We start from the raw sequence: 21,340 nt of genomic DNA on the forward strand, positions 1-21,340 counted from the left end.
TGGTCGGCAAAAAGCAAGAAAAAAGCCGTGAAAGACCAGACCGGGGCGTGCGGCAACCGGGCATGTTGACATAAACAAACGGTTTCCATAGAAATTCAAAAGTGAGCGATCAACCCCCCTCGGCCTCTTTCAGTGCCCATGTTGGGGCCCATGCCGCGCCTGAAATCCGCGACAAGGCCCCGTTGGTGCACCATGCCCTGCCCAAGGCGGAAATGCATGTGCATATCGCGCTGGCGCTTTCGGTCGAGATATTCCTGCGCCGAATCCAAAAGCGCCGGACCGACATCCAGGCCGATTTTCTGATCAGCCGTGAAAAACGTTATTACGAAACGCTGGCGCGGTTCCATGCCACGTATGAAGGGATGCGGCATATCACTGCCACAGACCACGAACTGGCCCAGGCGACGCAGATCTATCTGGAGCGTATCGCGAAAGAAGGTGCGATTTACGCCGAAATCTCGAATTCCTTTCGCGGCGATCCCGACCAATATGACCGTCAGGTCGCGGCCATCACCGAAGGCATCAAGGCCGCCAATGCCAATACCGGCATTCATGCGCGTATCGTCACCACCGCGATCCGCGACCGGCGCATGGGACCGGATATGGCGGAACAGGCAGCGCGGCATCTGGCGAAAACGCGCCCCGCATATGTCACCGCCTTTGGCCTTGCCGGCGAAGAAGACATCGACGCGATAACCGATTACAGCCGCGCCATGTTGATTGCCTGGCATGAAGCCGGGCTGGGTCTGGCGCCCCACGTTGCCGAGCAATATCTGCACAACGCGGTCGATTTTTTTCATGCTGTCCCGGCCGAGGCGCTGGAACCAAGACCGACAGGTGACGATCGCCGTCTGCGCGTGGGGCATGGCACGTTGATCCACCAATCCTCCCGCCTGATGCAGATGTTTACCGAGCGTGCAATTTGCATGGAGGTCTGCCTGTCCGCCAACAAGCGCATCAGTCTGCCGTTAGGTGGCCGTATTCATGAGGTCGGCGAAACCATCAGCGGTCGGAGCTCTCAGGATACCGTCGTCCTCGACCGGAACCGCAGGCATTATTTCAACGACATCGCCAGGCATCCGCTGCCGGATTTTATCGCTGCGGGTATTCCTGTCTGTCTTGGGTCGGACAACCCGTTATTGATGAACACCAATATCGGCAAGGAATACTCACTGGCGGTCAAGACAGGGGTCGAAGATATGCGCGTGGTGCTGAATCTGACGCGCAATGCCGTTTCGTATGCCAACGTTCCCGCCGATCTGCGCGCGCAACTGATGGGGTATGTCGATCGTTACGAGCGCGTACTGATCAAGGGCGAGCGGGTGGATACCACCGCGCAAGGCTATCGCTACGCATTCAACCGCTTTTAATCAGCAGGGTTTAAGGACGCGGGGTTGAAGGCTGCCAAGCATAACCCGGCTTTGAACCGGGCTTCAATTTTTCAGTAAATCGGGGCGGCGGGTTTTGGTGATCGCCTCGGCCTGTGCGCGCCGCCATTTGGCGACTTCTGCGTGGTTTCCGCCGCGCAAAACGTCCGGCACCGCGTGCGCGATGCCCTTCGCATCCACCCATTCCGCGGGCCGCGTATAATGCGGGTATTCCAAAAGACCGCCTTCGAAACTTTCCTCGGATACCGTTTCGGCATTGCCCATCACGCCGTCCAGCAGGCGGATGCAGGAATCCATAAGAACCAGCGCCGCCGGTTCGCCCCCAGAAAGCACGTAATCGCCGACGCTGATTTCCTCAAACCCGTGCGCGTCCAGCACGCGCTGGTCCACGCCTTCATACCGACCGCACAGAATGGTCAGGGCCGGGGTCGCGGCCAGTTCGCGCGTCAAGGCTTGATCCAGTACCCGCCCGCGCGGGCTCATATACAAAACCCGGCCCGGCTTGGGGATGGACAGCAACGCGGCCTCGATCACGTCCGGGCGCATCACCATGCCTGCGCCGCCGCCGAAGGGCGTATCGTCCACGGTCTTGTGCCTGTCTTGCGCGAAATCGCGGATATTGATGGCCGTATACGACCATTTTCCGTCTTCCCGCGCGCGTCCGGCCAGCGAGTGGCCAAGAAAACCGGGAAACATTTCCGGAAACAGGGTCAGCAGGTTGAAATGCATCAGCCCAGCACCTCCGGCTCCTGCACGACCACGGTTTTGTTCTCGCGCTCGACGCGGATCAGGAAGGGCGGCGCGAAGGGGATGTAATAGCTTTCCTTCTTGCCCTGAATCTCCAGCAGGTCGCCCGCGCCGAAATTCTGCACGCGCAGGACATGCCCCATCGCCTTGCCGTCCGCGCCGACCACCGCCATGCCTTCAAGGTCGGAATGATAGATTTCACTTTCATCAAGAGCGGGCAGGGAGTCGCGCGGGATATAAAACGCCATGCCGCGCGCGGCTTCCGCTGCGTTGCGGTCGGCGATACCATCGATGCGGGCGATGAACAGACCGGGTTTCGGTTCGGCCCGGAAAGACACAACCACGCGCGCTTGCGTGGTTGTGTCGGTATAAATGCCCGCATCCTGAAACAGCAGTTTCGCGTCGTCGGCATAGCAGGCGATTTTAACGTCGCCCTTGATGCCATGCGCGCTGACAACCTTGCCGATCAGGATGCGGCGATCCATGAAAGGTTACTCGGCCTTTGCGTCTTCGGCTGCAGGCGTTTCGGCGGCGGCTTCGGCCTGTGCTTCAACGGGAGCTTCAGCCGGTGCGGCGGCAGCGGCATCGGCTTCCGCTTTCGCGGTGGCTTCGGCTTCGGCCTTGGCCTTGGCGGCTTCTTCCTGCTCCTTCATGCGCTCCTGCGCTTTGGCTTTGGGCGCGGATTTTTTCGGCCCGGCCTGGAATTTCGGCGCGGCGATGATGCCCGCGCGGCCCAAAAACAGCGCGACGCGATCCGAAGGTTGCGCGCCCATCGAAAGCCAGTGCTTGATGCGTTCGGCGTTCAGGGTGACGCGGTTCGGGTCGTTCGCGGCCAAAAGCGGGTTATAGGTGCCCAGACGCTCGATGAACGAGGAATCGCGCGGCGAGCGCGAGTCGGTCACGACGATGCGGTAATAGGGCAGGTTGCGGCGGCCGCCGCGGGACAAACGAAGTTTCAGTGCCATTTATAATCTCCTAAAATTAAAAAATTGAATTTCTCACCACTAAGATCACCAAGAAAAATGAGCTTCGCGCTCTTGGTGTCCTTAGTGGTAAAAAACTTTCTACTTCTTCTTTCCTCCCAACGGCGGCAGTTGAAAATTCGCAAACGGGTTCGGCCCCAGATCAAGGCCGGATTGCGGGGCGCCGCCGCCCGACTGCTGGCCCATATCGGGCATGCCGCCCATATCGGCCATCATCTTTTCAAAGGCGTTTCCGCCCAGCATGCCTTTGGCAAGGCCCATCAGCCCGCCCATGCCCATTTTGCGGATTTTCTTCATCATCGTCTGCATCTGGTCGAACTGCTTGAGCAGACGGTTGACGTCCTGCACGCTCACACCCGACCCTTCGGCGATGCGGCGGCGCCGGGAACCGGACGCGGTGATCAGGTCCGGCCGCGCGCGTTCCCGCGCGGTCATGGAGGATAAAATCGCCTCCTGTTTTTTCAAGACGGTTTCGTCCAGCCGCGCCTGATCGATCTGCGGCGCCATGCGCGAGATGCCGGGCATCATTTTCATCATCGCGCCCATGCCGCCCATTTTCTTCATCTGGTCGAGATGGCTGCGGAAATCGTCAAGGTCGAACTTGCCTTCCTGGAATTTGCGCGCCGCTTCCTCGGCCTTGGCGCGGTCCATGGTATCGACCGCCTTTTCGACCAGCGAAACGACGTCGCCCATGCCCAGAATGCGGCTGGCGATACGTTCGGGGTGGAACGGTTCGATCGCGTCCGATTTTTCGCCGGTGCCGATGAACTTGATCGGCTGGCCGGTGATGCCGCGCATCGACATCGCCGCCCCGCCGCGCGCGTCGCCGTCGACGCGGGTCAAAACCGTGCCGGTGATTCCGATGCGGCGGGTGAATTCCTGCGCGATGGTCACCGCGTCCTGCCCGGTCATCGCGTCGACAACCAGCAAGGTTTCGGCAGGTTTTGAAATATCGCGCACCTGCGCGACCTCGTCCATCAGCGCGTCGTCGATCGCAAGCCGTCCGGCGGTGTCGAGGATCAGGACGTCATACGATTCCAGCCTCGCGGAATCCAGCGCGCGCCGCGCGATTTCGACCGGAGTTTGCCCTGCGACGATGGGCAGGGTGGCGACGCCCGTCTGTTCGCCCAGAACCTTCAACTGGTCCTGTGCCGCCGGACGCTGCGTGTCCAGCGACGCCATCAGCACTTTTTTGCGCGCCTTCGTGCTCAAATATTTGCCAAGCTTGCCGGTGGTCGTGGTCTTGCCCGACCCTTGCAACCCGACCATCAGGATCACCGCCGGCGGCGCCACCTCAAGGGCGAGGGGGGCCTCCCCCGCGCCGCCCAGCATGGCGACGATCGCGTCGTTGACGATCTTGACCATCTGTTGCGTCGGGCTGACCGACTTGATGACCGACTGGCCGATGGCGTGGCTGCGCACGCGATCGAGGAATTCGGTGACGACCGGCAGGGCGACGTCGGCTTCCAGAAGCGCTGTGCGGATCTCACCCAAGGCCAGATCGACGTCTTCCTCCTGCAGCTTGTCGCGTCCGCGCAGCTTGTCGAAAACCTGTCCTAGTCTTTCACTCAATGATTCAAACAAAACAAACCTCAAAACATGACCGCCGCTGTGAGCGTAATCGCCGACAGCGGGGTACCGATAGGCACTGGCAAAAAGCAGTGATACGGATAATTTCGCCCGCTTTCTAAGCCAGAAAGCAGGCAATGTCAAATATTAGAAGTCAAATATCAAAGGGGATGGGAACCGCCCGTTAGGGCGGTTCTCGTCCAAGGTTTCAGGTCAGATCGGCAGGTACGACATCGATACGGTCGAAGTCCATGATACCGAACTGCGCCAATCGTTCCAGACGACGCACCTGTTCCGACAATTCCAGCAAAAGCCGGTTGTCGTTGGACACCGAATATTCCGATGCCCACCACATGCGCGTCTTAACGACAAGGACCCTCTCTTCCGACCCGTCTGGCTGAGCGTTGTTCACGATATTTGCATCGTGAACATACGGATGGTTCAACAACATCTGTGCCCCCATACGTTGTTACGGTTTCAGAAGAATTCTTGGTAATATAGGAACGCTAACATGCGAACCAAGTCCGAACCTAATAAAAAGTGGCGGAAATGCTGCGTCCGCGTGACGCAGGAATTCCAATAATCTTAACCATTGGGTTAGCACGTTCAAGGGACACGCTTTTTTTGCTTTCCTGTTTTCAAATTGGACATACCGCGCCGCGACAGGCATATCTTTTCCCGAAATGACATCGCATGCAGATCCACAGGTTTTAACTTTTGGCTGCCGCCTCAACGCCTATGAGTCGGAAGTGATGAAGACTCATGCCCGCGATGCGGGGCTGAAGGACACGATCATCGTCAATACTTGTGCCGTGACGGGTGAGGCCGAGCGTCAGGCCCGGCAGGCCATCCGCCGCGCCCGGCGCGAAAACCCGGATGCCCGCATCATCGTCACCGGCTGCGCGGCGCAGATCGCCCCGGAAAAATATGCCGCCATGCCGGAAGTAAGCCAGGTCATCGGCAATGACGCGAAGCTCAAGGCGGAAACGTGGTCTGGCGCAGCCGGGACCGTCATGCCCGCTTCGGAAAGAGTCATCGTCAACGACATCATGGCGGTAAAGGAAACGGCAAGCCATCTGGTTTCCGGCTTCGATGATCATACCCGCGCCTTCCTGCAGGTCCAGAACGGCTGCGACCATCGCTGCACCTTTTGCATCATACCGTATGGGCGCGGCAATTCACGTTCGGTCCCCATGGGCGCGATTGCGGATCAGGTCCGCGCGCTGGCGGCGGCAGGGTACAAGGAAATGGTGTTCACGGGGGTCGATGTGACCTCCTATGGCCGTGACCTGCCGGGTACGCCGACGCTTGGCCAGATGATCCGGCGTATTTTGGCGGCGGTGCCGGAATTGCCGCGCCTGCGCCTGTCTTCCCTCGACCCTGCGGAAATCGACGACGACCTTTGGCGGCTGATCGAAGCCGAACCGCGTTTGATGCCGCATCTGCATCTCTCTCTTCAATCAGGCGACGACATGATTTTAAAACGCATGAAGCGCCGCCACCTTTCCGATGACGTCCGTCGCCTGTGCGAACGCGCCCGTGCGCTGCGGCCTGATATCGCCTTCGGTGCCGACATCATCGCGGGTTTCCCGACCGAAACCGACGCGATGTTTGAAAATACAATGCGCATCGTGCGCGATTGCGACATCACCTTCCTGCATGTGTTTCCGTACTCGGAACGAGCGGGCACGCCCGCCGCCAAAATCCCGGGGCAGGTCCCGGTGCCGGCGCGCAAGGCGCGCGCTTCGGCCCTGCGCGCGCTGGGGCAGGAACGGATGCAGGCCTTTCTTACCCGTCATGTCGGAACGACGCGGCAGGTGATCGTTGAAAAGGGTGGGCTAGGGAGGACCGAGCATTTCGCCGAGGTCGCACTGGATAAAGTCTACCCGGTCGGCAGCCTCCAGACGATGACCCTAACCGGCGTCGCTGACAACCGCCTGACCGGGCACATCACTGGGTGACCGCAGGTTTGATCAGATATATATGATCAGATGGGCGCGGCGGCTTTGGCGCCCGGTGCAGCTGTCGTGCTTCCCGGTTTTTCGAATTCTGTGATCAGTGCCCGGGCCATCAGCGGATCGGAGAAATTGGGAAACATCCTTAGTATGGAGGCAAATCGCGCCTTCAAAGTATCAACTGATACATCCAGCGGGTAGTCGGCATATTTGCGATTGTTACAAGACAGGCGGACAGGTCTCTTCTTGCTGGCTAAAGGATCATAGGAAAGTTCAAACGTCCACTCGGGCTCTGCTTCTCCCCCCCCTTCAGAGTAAGTGATGCGGAATGCATTTCCGCTTTTGTGCCCTTCGATGGTCTTCAGGGTTCCGCGGACGCAGGAACCTGAATGGCCGCTAAAGCCAAATTGGGGGCATAGACTTTCGGTCAGCTTCGCCACGGCAGACCGGGTTTCGTTGATGACACTCCAGCAAGCCCGGATGTCCTCGACCGTCGGTTCAGGACGTGGCGTCACGATGCGCTTGAAGACACTCTTTATCCAGTGGCTGGCACGGGCAGAAAGATGCGCTGTGTCCTCTGTGGGCTGTACTTGCGTGCTCATGGCATGACTCCTAAAAAAGCTTCGCGGCAAAGCATAGAGAAAAAGAATAGGCAGGACCGAAGATTATGTCAATGTATTCAAAGCAGATGCTTTTACACCTTGCCGCATGGGGTCTATATAGGAAATAAGGCTCGTCCGAGCCTGAATTGAGTCGAAAAATCGAAAAAAGAAGAAGGTAGTCATGGTGTTTTGGCGCACGAAAAAAAACGAAGCCGCTTCCAAGCAGGAACGCGAAGACGAACGCATGATGCATCACAAAAACGACCCGGCTCTTGAACCGTCGATTGAATACGATGCCGACGTGGACGACGACACGCGTCACAGGTTGGAAGGGAACGAAACGGAAATCGTCGAAGGGCTGAATGTTGCGCCCGTACCCCGCCATACCCCGACCGACGACGCGCTGGAGGCCGAGGATCTGAAGGACCATACGAACGAGGGCGGGTGGCTTTCACGCTTGAGTTCCGGGCTTTCGCGTTCGACCGCGCGCCTGACGCAGGGGCTGGGCGATCTGTTTACCAAATCGCATCTCGATCCCAAAGATCTGCGCGGGCTTGAGGACGTATTGATCGCCGGCGATCTGGGGCCGCAGACCGCCTCGCGGATCGTCAAATCCTTTTCAGCGTATAAATTTGAACGCGATGCGGACGCAGGCGCCGATGCGGTGCGCACCGTGCTTGCCCGTGAAATCGAAGCCATTCTCGCGCCTGTCGCCAAACCTCTGGCCGTGCAAAAACCGGAAAAAGGCCCGTTTGTCCTTCTGGTCACCGGCGTCAATGGTGTCGGCAAGACGACGACGATCGGCAAGCTTGGTTACGCGCTTCAGCGTCAGGGCCACCGGGTCATGCTGGCCGCCGCCGATACGTTCCGCGCCGCGGCGGTGGAACAGATCCAGATCTGGGGCAAGCGCCTGCACGCGCCGGTGGTATCGAAGGACATTGGCGCCGATGCCGCCGCCGTCGCGTTCGAGGCGTATGAAAAGGCAAAGGCCGAAGGCTATGACGTGCTGATCGTCGATACCGCTGGGCGACTGCACAACAAGGGCGACCTGATGGCCGAACTGGGCAAGATCGTGCGCGTGCTGGGCAAGACGGACGAAACCGCGCCGCACGCGACGCTGCTGGTGCTCGACGCCACCACCGGCCAGAACGCCTTCGCGCAGGTCGAGGCGTTCCGCGACGTCGCCAAAATCACCGGCCTTGTGGTCACCAAGCTCGACGGCTCGGCCAAGGGCGGTGTGGTGGTCGGCCTTGCGGATAAATTCGGCCTGCCGGTCCACGCCGTCGGCGTGGGCGAGGGGGTCGAGGACCTTCAACCCTTCACCGCCCGCGACTACGCCCGCTCGCTGGTGGGGCTGAACTGATCCTAAGCGCCGGTTTTTGGTTTTCCTTGCGCGCTGATTCTGGCGTAACAGACTGAAATCGTGTATAATAAACCATGGAAGCAACCCCGCAAAATATCCCGCCCCGAAACTTCGACAATCCTGATGACGCCTTGGCCGCGTTGCGCGGGATATACGATGCGGGCATCGCGCATTTACGCGAACATTTCCGGGCCTTTTCCAAAGGTGAAATTCCGCCCACGCGCGTGCGCGCCTTTTACCCGCAAATCCGCATCACCGTGGACAATATCCGCCGCCCGGATTCGCGTTTCGCCTATGGCTTCGTCAACCGTCCGGGCGTGTATGCCCAGACGCTGACCCGTCCCGACATTTTCGGTTATTACTACGCCGAACAGATCCGCCTGCTTTTGAAGAACCATGGTGGCCCGGTGGAAATTTCGCTCAGCGATACGCCCATCCCGGTCCATTTCGCGCTGGGCGACAATTTTCACGTCGAAAAGGACCTGACGCCGGAACTCCTGGCCCGCGCGCCGGAATTTTTCGACCAGCCGGACTTAAGCGTAATGGACGACACCATCGCCAACGGCATCTGGCAACCGCAAGCGGGGCAGGCATGGCCGCTGGGCCTGTTCCCGGCGCCGCGCACCGATTTGTCGGTCATGCGGTTGCGGCATTATACCGGCACCTCGGCCGCGCATTTTCAAAATTACGTGATCTTCACCAACTACCAGTTTTATGTCGATGAATTCGTGCGCATCTGCCACGACCTGATGAACGGGACGACGGAAGGAAGCCTTGCCCACGCGCAAGACGAATACACAGCCTTCGTCGAACCCGGTGACATCGTCACACTGAACCGGCGCATTGCAAACAACCCCGATGCGCATTGGCCGCAGGGCGCGCCGCCGCCGCGTCTGCCCCAGATGCCGGGCTATCACCTCAAACGCGCCGACGGGTCGGGCATCACCATGATCAATATCGGCGTGGGGCCCTCCAACGCCAAGACGATCACCGACCACGTCGCGGTGCTGCGCCCGCACGCATGGATGATGCTGGGGCATTGCGCGGGCCTGCGCAACTCCCAGTCCCTTGGCGATTACGCGCTGGCGCACGCCTATCTGCGCCTTGACCATATTCTCGACCACGATCTGCCGCCGCAGATTCCGCTGCCCGCGCTTTCTGAAATCCAGCTCGCGCTCGAACAGGCGGTGGGCGAGGTCACGGGGCTGAAAGGTTACGATCTCAAGAAAATCATGCGTACCGGCACGGTGGCAACGGTTGATGACCGCAACTGGGAATTGCAGCCCACGGCCCAGCAAAACCTGCCGCTTTCACGCTCGCGCGCCATCGCGCTGGATATGGAATCCGGCACCATCGCGGCCAACGGATTCCGTTTCCGCGTGCCTTACGGCACGCTGTTGTGCATTTCCGACAAACCCTTGCACGGCCAATTGAAGCTGCCCGGCATGGCCGACGCGTTCTATAGAAACCGCGTCAACCAGCACCTTCAGATCGGCCTGCTGGCCATGGCCATCCTGCGCGGCGTCGGGCCTGAAAAGCTCCACTCGCGCAAGTTGCGTTCCTTCAACGAGGTTGCGTTCCAGTAGCAAACGGCGAGCGCTTGGACGAAACCCCTTCATCCTTGCACAGGGCCGGGTTTGGAACGATAGCGGGCGTGCCGGTCTTGTGCAGATACCACAAATGCGAGTCGATCAGCGCTTCAAGCGCGGCATCAATCACGTTGTGGGAAACGCCGATGGTTGACCATGTGCACGTCTTCCCGGCCACCGGCCCCGTGCTTTCGATGCGCACGACGGTGGTTGCGGCGGTTCCTTCGCGCGGCTTGATGATGCGCACCTTAAAATCGCTCAGCGTCATGTTCGCCAGAACAGGGTAATAAGGTATAAGCGCCTTGCGCATCGCGGCGTCGATAGCATCGACGGGTCCCACGCCTTCAGCGGCGTGCATCAGGCGTTCGTTGCCGACGATCAGCTTGACCGAAGCCTCGGGCACGCTGCCCATGCTGGCGCGGCCAAATTCGCGCCGCGCTTCGTTCACAATGGGCTGCATCTTGGTGTTGGTGTTGACGTTAAGGGCATAAAAATAATGCTCGTACCCGCCCAGCATGTGCCGCAGCAGCAGCTCAAAGCTCGCATCAGCCCGATCATAGGCATAGCCTTCCGCCTCCAGCATCTTGATGCGCTCGACGACGGACCCCAGACGTGGATCGTCGCGCCGGACCGCCATGCCGTAATCCTCCAGCCGGGCCATCAGGTTGGCAAGCCCGCCCTGGTCGGACATCGGCAAAATCCGGCGGTTGCCCACGCTTTCGGGTCGCGTGTGTTCGTAAAGTGATGGGGCCTTGGCAACCGCGGATCCGTGCAATCCGCCCTTATGGGTGAAGGCCCGTGCGCCTACATAAGGTGCACTGTCGTCCGAAGATCGGTCGAGAATGTCGTCAAGCGCGCGCGAAAGCGCGGTAAGGTCGCGCATTTTTTCCGGAGAAATGCCGCAATCGATTCCCATTTTGGCGAACATCGGGATCAACGTGATCAGGTTTGCATTGCCGCACCGTTCACCCAGCCCGTTCAACGTGCCTTGTACCATTTCAACGCCAAGCCGCACTGCCTCCAGCGTATTGGCGACGGCGCAGCTCATGTCGTCATGTGTATGGATGCCCAATTCGCCGCCGCTGAACCCGGCGTTCATGACAGCCCCGACGATATCGCGCACTTCATGCGGAAATGTACCGCCATTGGTGTCGCACATCACCAGCCAGTCCGCGCCGGCGCCCTTGGCCGCGCGCATGCACGCAAGGGCGTAGTCCGGATCGTGCTTGTAAGCGTCAAAAAAATGTTCGAGGTCGTAAACGACTTCGGACTTCATGCTTTTGGCCCGCGCCACGCTTTCGCGGATCGCGCGCAGGTTTTCCTCGACCGTGGTGTTCAGGGCTGTGGTGATGTGCGGCCCCCATGTCTTGCCTACAAGACAGACGACCGGTGCGCTGGTATCAAGCACCATGGACAGGCCTTCGTCGTTCGACGCGGATTTGCCCACGCGCCGAGTCATGCCGAACGCGGTCAGTTTTGCCTTTTTAAATGCCGGAACTTCGGTAAAAAAGATATTGTCCGTATCGTTGGCGCCGGGCCATCCGCCTTCGATGTAATGAAGGCCGAAATCGTCCAGCAGGGCCGCCAGCCGCAGTTTGTCGCCGGGCGAAAAATCTACGCCGCTTGTTTGCGCGCCGTCGCGCAGGGTGGTGTCGAAAAGGGTTACGCGTTGCATAGGCATGTCCATCCCAAAATTGGTGTCTTGTTCGGCTTTTATTTTTTGGAATGTGCGCGTGGCGACATCCGCCTGGATGGTCAGGGGTCTTAGCCCTGACCGCGGATAATGGCGATGATAATGATGCCTACGCGCGTCATGCGTCGACTATAAACCGGCCGGGGGGTTGGCCGTCAAATTTTTTCTTATTCCTTGGGGATCAGCTTTGGCCGCCTGCATCCAAAAGCGCAAGGCCCAGAGGCGCGCACCGCCCGTCTGTGTCGAACAGGCGGGGGAATTCGTCCGGCGTCTTTGCCTGCGCCATCAAGGCGAAGGCCGGTGCGTGCTGGTCGCAGGAGCGGGAAGCGATCTCGACCATTTCCTCGATCACGTCGTTGTCTGCGGCCGATACCGCGCCGTGGAACAGCATCGTATAGCGGAAACAGGGGAACCCGTCCTCGCTGATCTCGAAATGGCCCAGCCACTGGCGGCGGTTGATATGCATGATGACCGGCGCGGCCAGATCGCGCACGCCCGGCGCCATTTCGTAATCCATCGCGCACGAACAGGACAGCGCCTCGTCCTCCTCGTTCCAGTACAGCTCGAAACCGTACCCGTCGATCTCCACGGCCAGTGAATCGGAATCAAGGCGCTGGAAGCGCGCCTTGCGGCTTTTCAAAAACCGCTCATACCCGTCCAGCGGGTTAAGGCCGCTTTCGTAGCCGTCCTTGGCCAGTGAATCTTTCATCGTGCCGCTTGCTTTTTCTTTTTCGGTACGGCTTTGGCCTTGGGCTTTTGTTTCGCCATGCCTGTCTTGGCGGCGGGCTTCGTGCCCAGCGCGGCCAGCGCGGTTTCCAGTGCGGCGACCCGGGCCTCCAGCGCGCTCAGGTCGTCGCGGCTGGCAAGGTCGATGCGGTCGGCCATCACCTTCATGCGGTCGCGCATGTCGCCGCGCACATGGTCGCGAATGTCCGAAAGGATGCCGGCGGCGCCGCCCATCATGCCGGTCAGGTCGTCTATGATTTTTTCACGCATCATGGCTTGCCCTCGTAAGCTTGGTGCGATGGGATTAGCACCAACCCACGGGCGAATCAAAGAAAAATCGGGAAAAATCGAAGATAAGGAAAAAGGGCGCCGTTTGTCCGGCGCCCGCTGGTGAAGATTCGATTTAAGGTAATCGAGGTCAGACCGCGATATCCAGCAGATTGCCGCGTGTCTGTTCCGTGTTCAGCGTCGTATTGTCGTTGCGCGACTCCAGTTCGGTGGCTTCGCTGCGTGCGGTCTGGCGGCTATCGTTTGTTTCCTCGCTTGGCGCGGTGCGCTTGGTTTCGCGCGGTGCGCTCGTGTCTTCGGCGGCGCGCGCCTGCGCCTCCTGCTGCGCTTCGCGCCGCTGCACGGGCGAAGCGTTCTTCAGATAGGCGGCTGCGCCAAGAGAATTGGAAACACTAGAAACCATGATGACACCCCAAAATATTATGTCCCATTATCAGTGTAGCGTTCAAGGATTAAGAAAATCTTTACACACGCCCAATATCAGCGGATTCGCGCAGAATCTCTCGTATGAAATTCATACAAATTTACTAAATTTTCACGCTTATTGCTTATGTTAAGAATGTAGGGCGACAAACCGTCGCAGCCCGAATCGTTTAAAATGTGATGGGAATTCAGGGGCTTGGGTACTAAGTATATGGGGATCGATACAATCAATCATGCCGGCGTCCGTACCGGAAAGCGCGTGGCGTCGCTCGACGAAATGCTCGTCGACCTGCATGACGCCCAGCGCAAATACGCCACAGCGGATGCGGAGCATGCCGGGCTGACACGCCAGCGCGTGGTCCAGACCGTGGGCCAGATCCTTGAAAGCGACGTCAGTGAACGTGACCGCGAAATGGTCGCCGACATCCTACTCTCGCTGGTCCGTCAGGCGGAAAAGGATCTGCGCGAAAGCCTTTCCGAGCGTTTGTGCATGATGGAAGGCGTGCCGGAGGATTTGATCCTCTTTCTCGCGCACGACGTTATCAACGTGGCCAAGCCCGTGCTGCGCCATTCGCCGGTGCTGACCGCGCAGGACCTGCTTTACATTATTCAATCCAAGCCGTGCGAGTACTGGCAAAGTATCGCCCAGCGTAAACTGCTGGACGATTGCGTTGTCGACGCGCTGGTCGACCGAAACGATGAAGCCACCGCGCTCAACCTGATCCTGAACGACAAAATCGCATTGCGTACACGTGCGGTCGAGGCTTTCTCCGAACTCTCGAAATATTCCGACCAGATTGCCGAGCCGCTGCTGCGCCGCAAGGAACTGCCGCAGCGTCTGGCGATGGAGCTGTACTGGCACGTTTCCGGCCCCTTGCGTCAGAAGATCACCGAACGCTTTGGCGCGCAGAAGGCAAAAATCGATCTGGCCTTCGCCGACGCGATCGAGGATTTTCAGGACACGGCGCACGGCGTGCAAAATCCGCGGCCGTCGGCGTTGATGCAGGATCTGGCGCACCAGTACGGCGAAAAGGACCGCATTACCGATGCCATACTGGTTCAGACCTTGCGTCGCGGCCAGATTCGGTTTTTCGTCGCGCTGATGGCCCAGCGTTCGGGCCTGAAAACGGATATCGTTCAGGAAATCATGCGACAGATCGGCGGGCAGGGGATGGCCGTCGCCTGCAAGGCGATGGAGGTCAAGAAGGAAAACTTCGTGTCGATCTTCCTGCTTTCACGTTCGCTTGCGCGTGGCGACATCGCCGTCGACGCGCTGGAACTGCGCAAGGCGATCAAATATTACGACGCGCTCAGTGCCGATCTTGCGGCCTCGATCCTCGCGGACTCGATCATCAACGGCAAGGCCTAGACCGGGCAGTCCCCGCTTACTGAACAATGATTTTATACTGGCGACCGGGCAAAAGCGCATCGCCGGGGCCCAGCGCGTTGAGCGCGCGGAACCGCTGTTCGTTCAGCCCGTCGTCGAACGCCATGCGCTTGGCCATGCCGGCCACGGTTTGCCCGGCCCCGGCGGTCACCACCGCGATGCGTTTCGGACGCGTGTTTCCGGCCTCGGCCTGATTCATCCGGCGTAGGCTATAGGTCATGCGCTTGAACGTGTCGATTTCGCCGGGTTTTGTCGCCTGCGGCATCGCGAACTGGAACCGGTATGCCGTGTCCGGCGCCCATTCGATGGCGACCAGCCGCATCAGGGCCGGTGTGCCGTTGATCGTGCCCTGTATCTGCGCGGTGGCGGCGCGCATCCCGTTTACGGTAATCGACTCCATTTTGCCGGGTGTGCCGCGGCCTTTCATCCAGACCTGCGTGATATAGCTGGCGGGGTCCATGCCCGCGGGCTTGGCGGCGGCGTTGAATACGAACGTCGCGCCGGAATTGCTGCGCGCCTGTCCGATGACTTGGTCGGGCGCGTTTTTGATGACGAAACTGGCGGGCGCCATGAACGCGAAGCCAAGGGTCGGATGCACGAATTCCTGCCCGCGCACGTACCCGTCCTTGGGCGAATCCCCGTACACCAGCCCGTTCACCGCGTTGAAATAGGTATCCTCGCCCAGATACGTGCCCGGATTTGGCGTGTTGGCCGCGATCGAAACCGCGCGCGCGACGCGGTCGCCGGTCATCGGGTGCGTAGCCATGAAACCGCGCATTTCCTTGTACTGTTCGCCCTGTTCTGCGGCGGAAAGCGCGGATTCGCGTTGCAGCGTGGCCAGAAAACTGGCCATCGCGCGCGGATCGTACCCGGCGCGCGACATGTACCGTATGCCCAGGTCGTCGGCCTCCGATTCCTGTCCGCGCGAATAGGACGACAAGTAAAGATTGGACCCTAGACTGATCAAACTGTTTGCCGCCGAACTGCCAAGCGCGGCCGAGGCGATGCTCCCGCCCAGTTGGGTCAGCGCGCTTTGCGAATAGCGTTCGGAAATATGCCGCGCGGTGACGTGCCCCATTTCATGCGCCAGCACGCCCGCGACCTCGGCCTCGTTTTCGGCATAGGCCAAAAGCCCGCGATTGACGTTGATATACCCGCCGGGCAGGGCGAAGGCGTTGACCACCGGGGAATCAAGCACCGTGCAGCGATAGGCGACGTCGCGCCGCTCCAGCCCCGGCGTCAGGCGGGCGCAGATAGTGTTGACAAAGGCGGTGATCTTGGGGTCCTCGACCACGCCGTACTGTTTCTGGATGGCGGTTTCGGCCTCGGCCCCTTGCGCGTTTTCCTGCGCGGTGTTCATAAGTCCCGTGAACTGCGAACGGCCCGTCGCCTCGTTGGTTGAACACGCGGCAAGCAAAAGGCACACGCCTATCACGGCGAAAGACTTGCGGATCATGGGCATGGCGTCCTAAGTAACGGTCTATGATTGTCCGGTTATGGGTATGGATCATTATTGCGGTACTGGCGCTGGCCTGTCCATGGGGGCGGGGCGCTTTTGCGCAGGATGCGCCCAATGGCGGCTTTGATACCGAACTTTCGGCCGATTCCGGCGCAAAAACCGGGCCGCTTATGCCCAAGATCATGGGCGATTTCCGCCGTTTCCGTATGACGGTGCCAAAGGCGCGTGTGACCGACGTCCTCGACGGCGTGACCATCGAAACCGACAACAAGACCAAAGTGCGCCTGACCGGCATCTGGGTGCCGTGGGAATCCGCCGACGACCCGGGCGAAACCGTGCGCCGCGCCGCCGCGCTGCTGAAAAAAGTGGCGCAGGGCCGCTATGTCCGCCTATACCAGACCAAAGATGGAAATGTCGGACGCACCAACCGCATGGGCCAGACGCTGGCGCAGGTCGAACGCGACGACGGCATGTGGCTTCAGGGTATTTTGCTGTACGAAGGACTGGCCAGCGTGATGACCAGTGAAAGCAACCCCGAAATGGCTCCGCGCATGTACGAGGTCGAGGCCGACGCCCGCCGCCGCCGTGCGGGATTGTGGGGCGACGACCGCTGGCGCGTGCTTGCGCCGGACGAGGCGAAGGACTACGTCAACGAATACCGCATCGTCGAAGGTAAGGTTTATTCAACCGCCTTGCGCGACAACACCTTCTTCATCAATTTCGGGCGCGACTGGCGCACCGATTTCACGGTTGCTGTGCCATCGACCAAACGGCTGGAATTCGCGCGCGAAGGCGTGAACCTGATGGGCCTGAACGGCAAGGCCTTGCGCGTGCGCGGCTTTATCCGCAACGTCAACGGCGCGTTGATCGAAATCTCGCACCCCGAACAGATCGAGGTGCTGGAGGATCACGGATAGAAACAAGGGATTATCGCATGGCCTTCCGCAAACTTTACCCCGCGATCCGCCCGTATTCGACCGGCTTTCTGGCTGTTGACGACATCCATACCTTGTACTGGGAACAATCCGGCAACCCCGACGGCGTGCCGGTTCTGTTTTTGCATGGCGGGCCGGGCGCGGGCACGACGCCCGAATACCGCCGCTTTTTCGACCCGCATTTTTACCGCATCGTCCTGTTCGACCAGCGCGGCAGCGGCCGTTCCGAACCGCTGGGCGAGGTGCGCGACAATTCCCCCGCGCATCTGGTCGCGGATATCGAGGCGCTGCGCCAGCATCTGCGCATCGGCAAATGGCATGTCTTCGGCGGGTCATGGGGTTCGACCCTGGCCATGCTGTACGCCGCCGACCACCCGGATGCCTGCGCAAGCCTGATTTTGCGCGGCATCTGGCTGATGACCGGCGACGAAAACAAATGGTGGCTTGAAGGTATCCGCACCGTGTTCCCCGAAGTGTGGGAGCGTTTCGCCCGCTTCATCCCCGAAACCGAACGCGGCGACCTGCTGTCCGCCTATCACGCCCGCCTGTTCGGGGATGACGAGGCGGCGAAGACCGCCGCCGCCATGCAATGGGTCGGTTATGAATCCGCCTGCGCCACGCTGTATCCGCATTACCAGACCATTTACACCGACGACCAGCGCAAACGCGCCGTGGCCATGGCGCGGCTGGAGGCGCATTATTTTAAAAACCACGTGCGCACCGATGCGGATAGCATCCTCAAGCGCGTCGATGCCTTCCGCCATATCCCGGCGGTGATCATTCACGGACGTTATGACATGATCACCCCTTTGAAAATCGCGCACGATCTGCATACAGTATGGCCCGAGGCCGATTATGTGGTCGTGCCCGACGGGGGGCATTCCGCGATGGACCCTGCCATCCGCGACCGCCTGATTGCCGCCACCGACAACGCCCGTTCCATCAGATAAGGATGCGACATGTTTGACAAAACCGACCTTAAGGGAAAAACCGTTCTGCTGCGCCTCGACCTTAATGTCCCGGTCGACGACGCGCACAACGTCACCGATTTCACGCGCATCGACCGCGTCAAACCGACGGTACTGGCCCTGCGCGAACGCGGCGCGAAAATCGTGATCCTTTCGCATTTCGGGCGGCCCAAGGGCAAGCCGGACGATAAATATTCCCTGAAGTTTCTGGCCCCTGTCCTAAGCGAACGCTGGGGCGCGCCCGTATCCTTTGAAGGGCAGGGCGATGTAGTGCTGAAGGAAAATCTGCGCTTTGATCCGGGCGAGGAAAAAGACGACCCTGCCTTTGCCGCGCAACTTGCCAAACTGGGCGATTACTACGTCAACGATGCGTTCTCCGTTTCGCACCGCGCTCATGCCTCGGTCCATGCGCTGGCCAAAATCCTGCCCGCCGAACCGGGCCTTTCGATGCGCGCCGAACTCGCGGCGCTCGATGCCGCCGTTGCCAGCCCAAAAAAACCCGTTGCCGCCATCGTCGGCGGCGCCAAGGTGTCGACCAAGCTCGACCTGCTCGGCAATCTTGTATCGAAGATGGACGTGCTGGTGCTGGGCGGCGGCATGGCCAACACCTTTCTGGCTTCGCGCGGCTGGAACCCCCAGAAATCGCTTTACGAACCGGACATGCTGGACACCGCGCGCGCGATTTCCGCGCGGGCCGAGGAACAAGGCTGCCGCATCGTCCTGCCGGTCGATTGCATCGCCGCCGAAACCTTCGCCCCGGATGCGAAGCACGTCACCTGCGCCCGCCCCGACATGCCCAAGGATTGGGAAGTCATGGATATCGGCCCCGAAACCGTGAAACTGGTGCAGGAGGCGCTGGAGCCCTGCCGCACCATCGTCTGGAACGGCCCGATGGGCGTGTTTGAAATGCCGGCCTTTGCCATTGGCACCACCGCGCTGGCGAAATACGTGGCCGCACGCACGGGGGAAGGGCGCTGCGTCAGCGTCGCGGGCGGCGGCGACACGGTTTCGGCGTTGGCGCAGGCAGGGGTGCTTGACGACTTCACCTATATCTCCACCGCCGGCGGCGCGTTTCTGGAATGGCTGGAAGGCAAGGACTTGCCGGGCGTCACCGTCCTTGCAAAGCCGAAGGCGGCGGCCTAGATAAATCTCATGTTCATCCAGACCGAAGCCACGCCCAACCCCGACGCGATCAAATTCATCCCCGGTACGCCCGTCGCGCCGGGCGGATCGTTCGATTACCGCATGGCCGCCGATGCGGACAAGTCGCCATTGGCCCGGCGCCTGTTCAAGATCGCGGGGGTCGATGGCGTGTATCTGGGCCACGATTTCGTCAGCGTGACCAAGGCTGCGGATGACGATTGGGCGGTGCTCAAGCCGCGTATTCTGGCCGCGATCATGGATCACGCGCTTTCCGGCCTGCCGACGGTGGAGGGCGTAAGTACGCCCGCCGCCACCCAAAACGCGGAAGATGGCGAAGTAGTCGCACAAATCCGCGACATTCTGGATGAACGCGTGCGCCCGGCCGTGGCGATGGATGGCGGCGACATCGTCTTCGACCGGTTCGAGGACGGGGTGGTCTACTTGCACATGCGCGGCGCGTGCTCCGGCTGCCCGTCCGCGACCGCGACCTTGAAAAACGGCATCGAAAACATGCTCCGCCACTTCGTCCCCGAAGTGCGCGAAGTCAGACCGGCATAGGGTGGTACGATGATCCTGTCCGACGAGGCGCTGGACCTCATCTTCCGCCAGGCGCGCAGCCATCGCAGCTTCACGCCCGCACCGGTCAGCGATGCGCTGCTTCAGGCGGTTTACGAACTGGCCAAGCTGGGCCCGACCGCCTCCAACCTCCAGCCGATGCGCGTGGCCTTCATAAAATCGCACGATGCGCGGGAAAAACTTTTCCCGCTTCTCGATTCCGGCAACGTCGCCAAGGCGCAAGCCGCGCCCGTATGCGCCATCATTGCCTTTGACACGGCTTTTTATGAAACGCTGGATGCCGAGCGCGCGGCGAAATACCGCGATGCCGACAACGTGGCGATGCTGCTGCGCAATTCCAGCCTGCAGGGCGCGTATCTGATGCTGGCCGCGCGTGCCCTCGGCCTTGATTGCCTGCCGATGTCCGGGTTCGACAATAACGGCATCGACGCCGCCTTTTTCGCCGGTACGGGGTGGAAATCCAATTTCCTGTGCCTAATGGGGCATGGCGATGCGGCCAAACTGGCGCCGCGCGGCCCGCGCCTGACCTTCGACGACGCATGTCAGGTGATCTGAATATTCTCGCCGTCGATACGGCCTTAAGCGCCTGCGGCGTCGCGGTGCGCCGCGCCGACGGCACGCTGTTCGCCGAAACCGAGCCAATGGAACGTGGACAGGCCGAACGCCTGATGCCGATGATCATGGAACGGCTGGACGCGGCGGGCCTGACCTTGCGCGATATCGACGCCTATGCGGTTGCCAACGGCCCCGGCACGTTTACCGGCCTGCGCGTGGGATTGGCCACGATCCGCGCCCTTGCGCAAATATCGGGCAAACCCGCCTATGGAATCGGCAGCTTCGACGCGATTGCCCGCGCGTTGCCGGACAGACCTTTATGTATCCTGATCGAAACCAAGCGCAGCGATTATTACGTCCGCGCCCCCGGCTGTGACGATGCCTGTATGTCCGGCGAGGAATTGAAGGCGATCATCCGTCCCGACTGGACGCTTGCGGGCGACGCGGTTGCCCGCGCCCGCGCCGAACTGGGCCTGTCTAACCCCGCGCATGAACTGGCCTTTCTGCCGCTGGACGCGTTGGTGGCCGGTGCGCTTTCGTTTACGCTTTCGCGTGCGCGCGATCATGCGGGCGCATCGCCCGCCCTGCCGGAACCCGTTTATCTGCGCGGGGCCGATGTTTCGTCCGCCCGCCGCAAACCTGCGCGGATTGTCTAGGGTCAGGACTCATTAATGTCATGGATTGCGCGCGAAGCCAAACCGCGCATCCGGCCATGAAAAAGCCGAAGGGCGCAGCGGTTCCTGCGACCAAGGCTTTTGAAGCCGCCGGGGTGTGGTTTGGCCGCGCCCTTGCGGGTGACATGGGAAAAGGGCGTCTGCCGCGTCAAAGGGCTTCGACGGGGGAACCACCCCGCCTTCGGCCCTTTTCCTTGCATCCATCCCTTTCCCATGTCACGCACTCTCATGAGATTAATGGGTCCTGACCCTAGGGTCAGGACCCTGTTTTTTCTGATTTATCCTTGTATTATGCGGCGTTATTACCTAAATAAAAC

Annotated in this window: 22 protein-coding genes; 11 read left to right on the top strand and 11 right to left on the bottom strand. The window is 60.4% G+C overall.

Going from position 1 to position 21,340, the window contains the following annotated elements:
- The first annotated feature begins 101 nt into the window (after positions 1–101).
- Positions 102–1,370 (top strand): hypothetical protein, encoded by a 1,269-nt coding sequence (locus tag H6866_08585; GenBank protein USO07455.1) that lies wholly within the window; start codon positions 102–104, stop codon positions 1,368–1,370.
- 63 nt (positions 1,371–1,433) lie between these two features.
- Here the strand turns inward: H6866_08585 and trmD are convergent, their stop codons facing one another.
- The 5 genes from trmD to H6866_08610 all read right to left on the bottom strand — a co-directional run bounded on the left by trmD (position 1,434) and on the right by H6866_08610 (position 5,042).
- On the bottom strand, positions 1,434–2,117 hold the full coding sequence (trmD, locus tag H6866_08590) for a tRNA (guanosine(37)-N1)-methyltransferase TrmD (protein USO07456.1): 684 nt from the start codon (positions 2,115–2,117) through the stop codon (positions 1,434–1,436).
- Positions 2,117–2,620: a 16S rRNA processing protein RimM gene (rimM, locus tag H6866_08595; GenBank protein ID USO07457.1), complete on the bottom strand. Its 504-nt coding sequence runs from the start codon at positions 2,618–2,620 to the stop codon at positions 2,117–2,119. The genes trmD and rimM overlap by 1 nt, the downstream gene beginning before the upstream one ends.
- Positions 2,621–2,626: 6 nt before the next feature.
- Entirely contained in the window at positions 2,627–3,100 is a 474-nt protein-coding gene (rpsP, locus tag H6866_08600; protein USO07458.1) for a 30S ribosomal protein S16, read from the bottom strand.
- Positions 3,101–3,199: 99 nt separating this feature from the next.
- Complete coding sequence (ffh, locus tag H6866_08605; protein ID USO07459.1) at positions 3,200–4,702, bottom strand: signal recognition particle protein; 1,503 nt, start codon at positions 4,700–4,702, stop codon at positions 3,200–3,202.
- 193 nt (positions 4,703–4,895) lie between these two features.
- Positions 4,896–5,042 (bottom strand): hypothetical protein, encoded by a 147-nt coding sequence (locus H6866_08610; protein ID USO07460.1) that lies wholly within the window; start codon positions 5,040–5,042, stop codon positions 4,896–4,898.
- A gap of 328 nt (positions 5,043–5,370) precedes the next feature.
- Here H6866_08610 and mtaB point away from each other — a divergent pair, with 328 nt between their 5' ends.
- Complete coding sequence (mtaB, locus tag H6866_08615; protein USO07461.1) at positions 5,371–6,648, top strand: tRNA (N(6)-L-threonylcarbamoyladenosine(37)-C(2))-methylthiotransferase MtaB; 1,278 nt, start codon at positions 5,371–5,373, stop codon at positions 6,646–6,648.
- Positions 6,649–6,674: 26 nt separating this feature from the next.
- On the opposite strand, the gene H6866_08620 is transcribed toward mtaB, so the two are convergent.
- Positions 6,675–7,244: a hypothetical protein gene (locus H6866_08620; GenBank protein USO07462.1), complete on the bottom strand. Its 570-nt coding sequence runs from the start codon at positions 7,242–7,244 to the stop codon at positions 6,675–6,677.
- Positions 7,245–7,491: 247 nt separating this feature from the next.
- Here H6866_08620 and ftsY point away from each other — a divergent pair, with 247 nt between their 5' ends.
- Together ftsY and H6866_08630 are read left to right on the top strand one after the other, a co-directional pair.
- On the top strand, positions 7,492–8,607 hold the full coding sequence (gene ftsY / locus H6866_08625) for a signal recognition particle-docking protein FtsY (protein ID USO08644.1): 1,116 nt from the start codon (positions 7,492–7,494) through the stop codon (positions 8,605–8,607).
- Positions 8,608–8,681: 74 nt separating this feature from the next.
- On the top strand, positions 8,682–10,193 hold the full coding sequence (locus H6866_08630) for an AMP nucleosidase (GenBank protein ID USO07463.1): 1,512 nt from the start codon (positions 8,682–8,684) through the stop codon (positions 10,191–10,193).
- Here H6866_08630 and H6866_08635 read toward each other — a convergent pair.
- From H6866_08635 to H6866_08650, 4 genes are all read right to left on the bottom strand, one after another.
- Positions 10,171–11,877, bottom strand: coding sequence for a citramalate synthase (locus tag H6866_08635; GenBank protein USO07464.1), 1,707 nt, complete (start codon positions 11,875–11,877; stop codon positions 10,171–10,173). The two genes, H6866_08630 and H6866_08635, sit on opposite strands and share 23 nt — an antisense overlap.
- Before the next feature lie 193 nt (positions 11,878–12,070).
- Positions 12,071–12,598 (bottom strand): YbjN domain-containing protein, encoded by a 528-nt coding sequence (locus H6866_08640; protein ID USO07465.1) that lies wholly within the window; start codon positions 12,596–12,598, stop codon positions 12,071–12,073.
- Positions 12,595–12,888: a hypothetical protein gene (locus tag H6866_08645; GenBank protein USO07466.1), complete on the bottom strand. Its 294-nt coding sequence runs from the start codon at positions 12,886–12,888 to the stop codon at positions 12,595–12,597. The genes H6866_08640 and H6866_08645 overlap by 4 nt, the downstream gene beginning before the upstream one ends.
- Positions 12,889–13,033: 145 nt before the next feature.
- Positions 13,034–13,306 carry a hypothetical protein gene (locus H6866_08650; protein ID USO07467.1) on the bottom strand — a complete coding sequence of 91 codons (273 nt, stop codon included), beginning with the start codon at positions 13,304–13,306 and terminating at the stop codon, positions 13,034–13,036.
- Between the two features lie 231 nt (positions 13,307–13,537).
- Between H6866_08650 and H6866_08655 the strand changes: the two genes are divergently transcribed.
- Positions 13,538–14,695, top strand: a complete 1,158-nt coding sequence (locus tag H6866_08655; protein ID USO07468.1) for a DUF2336 domain-containing protein — start codon at positions 13,538–13,540, stop codon at positions 14,693–14,695.
- Between the two features lie 16 nt (positions 14,696–14,711).
- Here H6866_08655 and H6866_08660 read toward each other — a convergent pair whose 3' ends face one another.
- On the bottom strand, positions 14,712–16,169 hold the full coding sequence (locus H6866_08660; GenBank protein USO07469.1) for a M48 family metalloprotease: 1,458 nt from the start codon (positions 16,167–16,169) through the stop codon (positions 14,712–14,714).
- A 26-nt stretch (positions 16,170–16,195) separates the two neighbouring features.
- On the opposite strand from H6866_08660, the gene H6866_08665 reads away from it, so the two are divergent.
- Genes H6866_08665 through tsaB form a run of 6 tightly spaced genes read left to right on the top strand, consistent with a single transcriptional unit; the run spans position 16,196 to position 21,005 of the window.
- Positions 16,196–17,089, top strand: a complete 894-nt coding sequence (locus H6866_08665) for a thermonuclease family protein (protein ID USO07470.1) — start codon at positions 16,196–16,198, stop codon at positions 17,087–17,089.
- A gap of 17 nt (positions 17,090–17,106) precedes the next feature.
- Positions 17,107–18,057 carry a prolyl aminopeptidase gene (pip, locus tag H6866_08670; GenBank protein ID USO07471.1) on the top strand — a complete coding sequence of 317 codons (951 nt, stop codon included), beginning with the start codon at positions 17,107–17,109 and terminating at the stop codon, positions 18,055–18,057.
- Between the two features lie 9 nt (positions 18,058–18,066).
- Positions 18,067–19,218: a phosphoglycerate kinase gene (locus H6866_08675; GenBank protein ID USO07472.1), complete on the top strand. Its 1,152-nt coding sequence runs from the start codon at positions 18,067–18,069 to the stop codon at positions 19,216–19,218.
- 9 nt (positions 19,219–19,227) lie between these two features.
- Entirely contained in the window at positions 19,228–19,776 is a 549-nt protein-coding gene (locus tag H6866_08680; protein ID USO07473.1) for a NifU family protein, read from the top strand.
- A 9-nt stretch (positions 19,777–19,785) separates the two neighbouring features.
- Complete coding sequence (locus H6866_08685) at positions 19,786–20,349, top strand: malonic semialdehyde reductase (GenBank protein ID USO07474.1); 564 nt, start codon at positions 19,786–19,788, stop codon at positions 20,347–20,349.
- Positions 20,334–21,005, top strand: a complete 672-nt coding sequence (tsaB, locus tag H6866_08690; protein ID USO07475.1) for a tRNA (adenosine(37)-N6)-threonylcarbamoyltransferase complex dimerization subunit type 1 TsaB — start codon at positions 20,334–20,336, stop codon at positions 21,003–21,005. Before H6866_08685 ends, tsaB begins: the two co-directional genes overlap by 16 nt.
- The last annotated feature ends 335 nt before the right edge of the window (positions 21,006–21,340 follow it).

Source organism: Rhodospirillales bacterium (assembly GCA_023898805.1).
Lineage (GTDB): Bacteria > Pseudomonadota > Alphaproteobacteria > Micavibrionales > UBA1664 > UBA6145.

Bases quoted from the DNA above. Each gene is read 5' to 3' on its own strand.
- H6866_08665 (USO07470.1), top strand. From the start codon at position 16,196: ATGATTGTCCGGTTATGGGTATGGATCATTATTGCGGTACTGGCGCTG.
- H6866_08630 (USO07463.1), top strand. From the start codon at position 8,682: ATGGAAGCAACCCCGCAAAATATCCCGCCCCGAAACTTCGACAATCCT.
- mtaB (USO07461.1), top strand. From the start codon at position 5,371: ATGACATCGCATGCAGATCCACAGGTTTTAACTTTTGGCTGCCGCCTC.
- H6866_08650 (USO07467.1), bottom strand. From the start codon at position 13,306: ATGGTTTCTAGTGTTTCCAATTCTCTTGGCGCAGCCGCCTATCTGAAG.
- H6866_08645 (USO07466.1), bottom strand. From the start codon at position 12,888: ATGATGCGTGAAAAAATCATAGACGACCTGACCGGCATGATGGGCGGC.
- H6866_08675 (USO07472.1), top strand. From the start codon at position 18,067: ATGTTTGACAAAACCGACCTTAAGGGAAAAACCGTTCTGCTGCGCCTC.
- H6866_08635 (USO07464.1), bottom strand. From the start codon at position 11,877: ATGCCTATGCAACGCGTAACCCTTTTCGACACCACCCTGCGCGACGGC.
- H6866_08660 (USO07469.1), bottom strand. From the start codon at position 16,169: ATGATCCGCAAGTCTTTCGCCGTGATAGGCGTGTGCCTTTTGCTTGCC.
- H6866_08610 (USO07460.1), bottom strand. From the start codon at position 5,042: ATGTGGTGGGCATCGGAATATTCGGTGTCCAACGACAACCGGCTTTTG.
- ftsY (USO08644.1), top strand. From the start codon at position 7,492: ATGCATCACAAAAACGACCCGGCTCTTGAACCGTCGATTGAATACGAT.
- rimM (USO07457.1), bottom strand. From the start codon at position 2,620: ATGGATCGCCGCATCCTGATCGGCAAGGTTGTCAGCGCGCATGGCATC.
- H6866_08685 (USO07474.1), top strand. From the start codon at position 19,786: ATGATCCTGTCCGACGAGGCGCTGGACCTCATCTTCCGCCAGGCGCGC.
- H6866_08620 (USO07462.1), bottom strand. From the start codon at position 7,244: ATGAGCACGCAAGTACAGCCCACAGAGGACACAGCGCATCTTTCTGCC.
- H6866_08640 (USO07465.1), bottom strand. From the start codon at position 12,598: ATGAAAGATTCACTGGCCAAGGACGGCTACGAAAGCGGCCTTAACCCG.
- tsaB (USO07475.1), top strand. From the start codon at position 20,334: ATGTCAGGTGATCTGAATATTCTCGCCGTCGATACGGCCTTAAGCGCC.
- rpsP (USO07458.1), bottom strand. From the start codon at position 3,100: ATGGCACTGAAACTTCGTTTGTCCCGCGGCGGCCGCCGCAACCTGCCC.
- pip (USO07471.1), top strand. From the start codon at position 17,107: ATGGCCTTCCGCAAACTTTACCCCGCGATCCGCCCGTATTCGACCGGC.
- trmD (USO07456.1), bottom strand. From the start codon at position 2,117: ATGCATTTCAACCTGCTGACCCTGTTTCCGGAAATGTTTCCCGGTTTT.
- H6866_08680 (USO07473.1), top strand. From the start codon at position 19,228: ATGTTCATCCAGACCGAAGCCACGCCCAACCCCGACGCGATCAAATTC.
- H6866_08655 (USO07468.1), top strand. From the start codon at position 13,538: ATGGGGATCGATACAATCAATCATGCCGGCGTCCGTACCGGAAAGCGC.